Origin of the sequence: Sphingomonas sp. (genome assembly GCF_025353885.1) — a bacterium.
Classification (GTDB): domain Bacteria; phylum Pseudomonadota; class Alphaproteobacteria; order Sphingomonadales; family Sphingomonadaceae; genus Sphingomonas_O.
The window spans coordinates 1-5,775 of record NZ_JANXNX010000035.1; the positions used below are offsets into that span (position 1 = coordinate 1).

The following is a 5,775-nucleotide window of genomic DNA, read 5'->3' on the forward strand; positions in this document are numbered from 1 at the left end:
TACGACTTCGTTGAGGGTCGCACGCACGATGGCAGGAAGTTCCGCATCCTGACGATCATCGACGAGGCGAGCCGGGAATGCCTGGCGCTGATCGTCGCCCGGCAGCTCAGGCATGAAGATGTGCTGGCAGCACTCGCCGAGCTGTTCATCACGCGGGGACGCGTTCCTGATCACTAGTCTTTATGCTCAGAACCAAATGTTCTGGGCCAGCATGTGCCATAGACATATACGCCAATGACGTATATTCGATACTGATGGACGTGCCGCAAACCGTTGTCGAACTCGCCACCTTTATCCGGGATGCGAAGGCGATCATGACGGACGAGGAGCGCGCGGCCATCGTCGATTACGTTGCCGTAAATCCAACGTCGGGAGTGCCTTTGGGCGGTGGATTGCGCAAGGTGCGTATCGCACGTGAGGGTGGCGGCAAAAGCGGCGGTTATCGAACGCTATTTGTGTTTGGCGGTGCCCATATTCCCCTGTTTTTAGTGACGGTGTTCGCCAAAAACGAGAAAGGCAATCTAAGTAAAACGGAACTGGCGGCGGTTGTCGCTTTGAGCAAAATCCTGCTCGCAAACTACGGAGTAAAAAAATGAACGTGTATGAAAATCTTGTCGAGGGATTGAACGAAGCCATCGCCTTTTCCGAAGGCAAGGAGACCGGCGCGCGCGTCCATCACCTCACTGTGCCTGCGATCGATGTTGCCCAAGTTCGTGCAAGTACCGGCTTATCACAAAGTGCATTTGCGCAGAGCATCGGCGTTGCCAAAGGAACATTACTCAACTGGGAGCATGGTAGGCGGCACCCCACCGGCCCCGCACAGGTCTTGCTTGCGATGATCGCCCGCAAGCCCTCGGTGGTGACCGAATTACTCCGGTAGCTGACTGACCTTCTCAGCGTGAGGCCATCCTATGCGCGTGAGCGTGCCAGTGAGCGTCGATCGCGGCACCTTGAAAGTGCGGCAGACTAGCTACGGACATAGGCCAAGGCCCGTTGTTCCGCGTCTTCATCGTCGAAATCAGGCAGGCGCTTCAGAAACGCTCTAAGATATTCCGCATCCAGGCCCTGCTCGAAAATGGCCCAGCGCTCGTGCTGTGCGTCAACCAAACGCCCCTGTGCATCGACGACTTCGATATGGACCCTTCGCCAGTCGGGCCAATGACCGCGTTTACGGGAACCCGTCTCGGCCAGGGTTAGCGCCGCCAAAGCCTCATCGACGCGACCAGCAGCGAGGAGCCGTTCCGCAACACGAGCAGCGATCGCCGGGTTTGCCCGTTCCTCGGCGGAGTAGCGCGCGACATAGCCATCCACATCGCCCAGGGCGTCAGCAATGTCTGTCAATGCGGACTGGATCAGACGAGCATGGCGCTGCGCGTCATAATCCTCCTGAAAAATCGAGCCGCGCGTGCTGATGCCGATCACCTTGCGGTTATCCGGCTTGGGCGTCGCGGGCGGCTTGACGGCCAGATCCTCAAACCGGGCCTAAAGGAGGCAGAACCCCTCGCGACCCAACGGCTCGGCCATTAGGTCGATCAGCCCGTCAAACTGCACATAATCATTGGCGCAAACCCCGTCGAACACCCGTTCAGCAAGTTTGCGTGTGTCCAGCTTCGCCTGCGTGGAAACCGTGCCGAGATCGTCCCGCGCCATGGTTATGACGTTTCCGACCATGCCATTGCTGTCGTCGCACCGCTCGTAAAGTGAGGGTGCTATTTCCAGCAGGCGTCAGAGCAGGTCAAAGGCATCAGCGGGCCTAGTCGGTGCGACATGCGTCATGATTGCGGTCCGCTGAATATCGAGATCCCGCACGAGGGATTTGATCTTGTGCCAATCGACAAAGGACCTTGACCGGGCGATCGTGGCGAGCCGCTTGCGGATTTCTGCGGCGACATCGCCACCTCCGCTGCGACTTGCCAGTTCCAGCCTCAGGCGACGTTTGGCGGCGGCGTCCCCCGTCGCCAGTTCCATCAGTAATTCCGCAAGCCGCTCGGCCCCCAGTGCAGCGAGATTCTTGAGGTTCAGGGTAGTATCGGAAGCCATCACCCATTTTCGCAATTGCGGCACGGCGGTCAAGGTCTGAACGAGGCGGGTCCGAAGTCCGCTACCGCCCGAGACTGTGTAAAAACGCTGGAACGTGGTAGTGTTTTGCTGGGTTTCGGGAGGGTTTGAGATGGGCCGTTTCGTAGAATGTGCAGACCGCCGGCAAGACTACTTGCTGCCGGCATCGCTTGATGATTACCTGCTTTGTTTTGGTCCGAACCTTGGGCAGGTTGCGTGCGTCATGGCCCTGATCAACCGCAAGGGCGTTAAGCGAGGCCTTGATCTTGCGGTCACATTCCAGGATCTTCGTTTGGTAAAAGTCATAAAGCGCCACGGACTGGCAAAGCGCAAAAATGTGCTCATCGCGCCAGTTCCCCGACAAAGCAGCGCAGATCGTCTCAACCGATGAATGACATCGGATATCACGCATCTCTGCCAGGATATGTGGCTTTCGCTCTCCTGCTACGACGGCCCGAATGATCCGCATGCCTGTTGCACCGGTGATGTCAGAGACGACGTGATGGAGCTGAACGTTCATTTCCATCAAGGCTTTTTGCATATGCTGAATGTGAGAGGCCGCATATTCAATCAGTCGCTCGCGCTGCCGGACGTAGGCGCGAAGCGTCGCAACACCGGCTTCGGGACGGAAGCTGCCGCGCAACAGTCCGTAGCTGTGAAGCCTTTGCAACCAGGCGGCATCGCTGACATCGGTTTTGCGGCCTGGTACGTTCTTGGCATAGCGCGCGTTCACAAGAATAACGTGAAAGCCATGGTGTTCCAGGATTTCATAAGCCGGGATCCAGTAAACACCGGTGGACTCCATCGCCACGCTCGTAACGTCACAGGCTTTGAACCAGCGCGCCATCTCGTGCAGGTCGCCCGTGAACGTGCCAAAGGCGCGAACCGGATTATCGTCGGCATCGGGATTTATGGCCGCCATGTGCATGGTTGAACCGATATCGATGGCGGCAGCGCGCGGGTTGACCAGGGACAATGCAGCCATGTCTTTGGATCTTGCTTCAGTCATTCCATTTCTCCTTCAAAACAGAAGGGTATGGGCGACGCAAACCGTCATCTTCCTAACCGGGATCGCCGCAGTGCGACGTCACCACTCTCAAGTACGCAAACGCCCACGGGCCACGTTTTTTAACGGGGTATCATGCCTCCAATAGGCCAACGGCCGCGACCCTTCCACAACCCTTGTACCACGACCCGTTTCTACCGCCGACAGGCGGGCTCAGCCCGGGACGGTTTTTTAAGATATCCCTCTCCTCCTTAAGCACACGGTTCGAGGCGGAGACGTTCATTCTCGCGCTAAATCTGCTTGGCGAGCGCTGGCACCAGATCAGCCGGACGATGCTGTGACAGCCATTTGCCCAGCGTCGATTTACCAACGCCCAAATCTGACGCGATCCGGTCACGCGGCAACCTGCTCGTCAGCGCAATACGCACCGCCTCTCGCTTGAACTCTTCGGTATGCTTGATCATCTCGTCGGTCTCCTTGAACGAGTTTTAAACTCTCAAGTGACCGGCGCAAAACCGTTACAAGTCCATAGGGTACTAAATTGATGTTTCTCGATCGCGTTCCGGGACGGTGCGCTACTGTTGCGGCCTGAAATCTAGAAGGCCAAGGTGTTTTGATGACCAAGGAAGAACGAAGGCTAACACCTAAACCGTCGTTCGTTCGGGGCCTCCAAATTACCCAACTCCCGCTGACGACTTAACTCGTTCGTACCGCAGCGCTTCCGCCAAACCGATCAGCTGAGCATTCGCTAGCGTTACGAAGGCGCGTGGCACGTTCTGTAGCATGCGCTGGTACTTGGGCGATGTTGCGAATAGCGTCTGCGTGTCTGGACGTTGCAGAAACGGGCGGATCGCGTTCGCCAGCGCTCCGGTAACAAGCACGCCGTCCCACGCGCCGAACGTCATTACTAAGTTACCCGCCTGCGCCCAGAATGCCTTAGCGAGCAGCTCGCATGCGGCGCGCGCGACGGGATCGGTCGCGGCGGAGCGGGTGATTTCCTCTGGAGTGCGTATGCGCACCGCCGTACGGCCGCGCTGCGCGAGGAACGCGTAGATTGCGGCCAGACCAGGTGCGGATACGATCTGCTCTGTCATAACTGGATTAAGTCCCGGGAACATGTCGGACGCCAATTGGGCCAGCTCGCCGGTTGCTGCCGCGAACGCGCCATGGCCCGCCTCGGTTGAAAGCAAGGTTACAGCGCCCGTCTCGCTGCGGTTGATAACCGAGACGCCGAGTCCCGATGTGATACCGAGGACAACGTAGCAGCCGGGCCGCTTCAACTCCGGTGCGAGTTGGGTGCTGAAGGTCTCGATCTGGCATACGTCTGCGCCGCAGATCGCCCACGCCTCGGCTGTGAAGTCATTGAGGATTAGCGGGGCGCAGCCTGTCATCGCCCGGAGTCCTGTGCGCGACACGAACCAGTGCGTGTTTGTGATCGAGATTGTGTCGCCACGCGCCAGCCCTGCGACTGCGATTGCCGCGCGCGACGGTATGGCCGGCAGCGCGAGGTCACGCTGAAAGTCGATCAGCGCGGCCGACACGCCGGTCGTTGCCTTCGCATCGTAGGAGCGGATCGTCTCGGGCCGCAGCGTACCATTCTCGTCAGACAACGCGAAACGCACGCGCTTGCGCCCGACAGAGCCCAGAACCGCTACGTCATGCGCGGCCCCTGTCCTTTTATCCATCCTCGTCCTCTCACCTTTTTCTGGCGACGACAGTAGACGAGGCGCGTTAGCAAACAACTATTGGAAGATTTTCATGGCCTAATACCCAATCCTGTGAGGGCTGACTCATAGGGGATTCCCAATCGCGCTGATTTCCGATTCAATGGTCGCAGGCCGGGATGGAGGTTGGCGATGGCATCAGCGGTGGCGCTTCGGGAAGATTTCACAGCAGCGAGAATGAGGGCGCTGGCGCGGTCCAGTCGGGACGCTAATCAGGTCCGTCGATTGCTGGCATTGGCCGCGATTTATGAGGGCGGCACCCGCAGTGATGCCGTGGTTTTGGGTGGCGTTGGTCTACAGACAGTCCGCGATTGGGTTTTGCGGTTTAATACCGAGGGTCCGGATGGACTGATCGATGTGTTGCCGCCCGGCGGGATCCCGTTGTTAAATGATAACCAGCGGCAGGCTTTGGCGCAGATGGTCGAGAGCGGTCCGATCCCGGCATCGCACGGTGTCGTTCGCTGGCGTCTGATCGATCTGGCGCAGTGGGTGTGGGACGAGTTCGCCATCAGCGTGAGCTAGCAGACATTGAGCCGGGAACTGCGTGCCAGGGAGCATAAAAAAGCTGGGGGTTATGCCGCCTTCCGCTCGTCCCTCCATCTCTGAAAATCATTGACCAGCGTACCATCGAGGGTTCGGACGCGGAGTTGTACAAGCAGATGCACGCCCCGGGGCGTCCACTGCATTTGCTGCTTCTTTGCAAAGCGCTTGGCGACGACCTGGTTGACGGTCGACTCCACGAAGGCGGTCGAGACCGCCTCTCCATATCGCCGTCGTTCGCCATAGTTTGGGACCATGCTGGCGTTGGCACTGATATAGCCGTCGAACTCCCGCAAATGCTTGAGGAGAGGTGGCTCGGTTTGTTTGAACAGCGCCGCGCGATTTATAAGTGGAATGGCTGCCGGTTGATTATGCCGCTGCGAGAAGCGGTTGGTTGAAGTAAGCCTGATCGGGTGTCCTCCGGTCAAGCGAGGAATGTGGCCGTCC

At 58.5% G+C, this 5,775-nt stretch carries 4 protein-coding genes and 5 pseudogenes; 4 read left to right on the plus strand and 5 right to left on the minus strand.

Features of this window, described 5'->3' with window-relative positions; translation table 11 throughout:
* The 3 genes and pseudogenes from Q0R02_RS04015 to Q0R02_RS04025 all read left to right on the plus strand — a co-directional run.
* Positions 1-159, plus strand: a pseudogene (locus Q0R02_RS04015) (IS3 family transposase); the annotation flags it as partial.
* Between the two features lie 95 nt (positions 160-254).
* Positions 255-596: a type II toxin-antitoxin system RelE/ParE family toxin gene (locus tag Q0R02_RS04020; RefSeq protein ID WP_293881076.1), complete on the plus strand. Its 342-nt coding sequence runs from the start codon at positions 255-257 to the stop codon at positions 594-596.
* Positions 593-880 (plus strand): helix-turn-helix domain-containing protein, encoded by a 288-nt coding sequence (locus tag Q0R02_RS04025; protein ID WP_293881078.1) that lies wholly within the window; start codon positions 593-595, stop codon positions 878-880. The genes Q0R02_RS04020 and Q0R02_RS04025 overlap by 4 nt, the downstream gene beginning before the upstream one ends.
* A gap of 86 nt (positions 881-966) precedes the next feature.
* Here the strand turns inward: Q0R02_RS04025 and Q0R02_RS13775 are convergent.
* The 4 genes and pseudogenes from Q0R02_RS13775 to Q0R02_RS04055 form a co-directional block, all read right to left on the minus strand.
* A pseudogene (locus tag Q0R02_RS13775) lies at positions 967-2,040 on the minus strand (DUF6880 family protein).
* A gap of 61 nt (positions 2,041-2,101) precedes the next feature.
* Positions 2,102-3,067 carry an IS110 family transposase gene (locus tag Q0R02_RS04045; protein ID WP_293881086.1) on the minus strand — a complete coding sequence of 322 codons (966 nt, stop codon included), beginning with the start codon at positions 3,065-3,067 and terminating at the stop codon, positions 2,102-2,104.
* A gap of 211 nt (positions 3,068-3,278) precedes the next feature.
* A pseudogene (locus tag Q0R02_RS04050) lies at positions 3,279-3,528 on the minus strand (transposase); the annotation flags it as partial.
* Positions 3,529-3,738: 210 nt separating this feature from the next.
* Positions 3,739-4,749 (minus strand): glucokinase, encoded by a 1,011-nt coding sequence (locus Q0R02_RS04055; protein ID WP_293881088.1) that lies wholly within the window; start codon positions 4,747-4,749, stop codon positions 3,739-3,741.
* A gap of 171 nt (positions 4,750-4,920) precedes the next feature.
* On the opposite strand from Q0R02_RS04055, the pseudogene Q0R02_RS04060 reads away from it, so the two are divergent.
* Positions 4,921-5,307 (plus strand): annotated as a pseudogene (locus Q0R02_RS04060) (transposase); the annotation flags it as partial.
* Between the two features lie 53 nt (positions 5,308-5,360).
* Here Q0R02_RS04060 and Q0R02_RS04065 read toward each other — a convergent pair.
* Positions 5,361-5,775: pseudogene (locus Q0R02_RS04065) on the minus strand (hypothetical protein); the annotation flags it as partial.

What these genes read in the sequence shown, in the direction of transcription:
- Q0R02_RS04020 (WP_293881076.1), top strand. Translation starts at nt 255, where the DNA reads ATGGACGTGCCGCAAACCGTTGTCGAACTCGCCACCTTTATCCGGGAT.
- Q0R02_RS04025 (WP_293881078.1), top strand. Translation starts at nt 593, where the DNA reads ATGAACGTGTATGAAAATCTTGTCGAGGGATTGAACGAAGCCATCGCC.
- Q0R02_RS04045 (WP_293881086.1), bottom strand. Translation starts at nt 3,067, where the DNA reads ATGACTGAAGCAAGATCCAAAGACATGGCTGCATTGTCCCTGGTCAAC.
- Q0R02_RS04055 (WP_293881088.1), bottom strand. Translation starts at nt 4,749, where the DNA reads ATGGATAAAAGGACAGGGGCCGCGCATGACGTAGCGGTTCTGGGCTCT.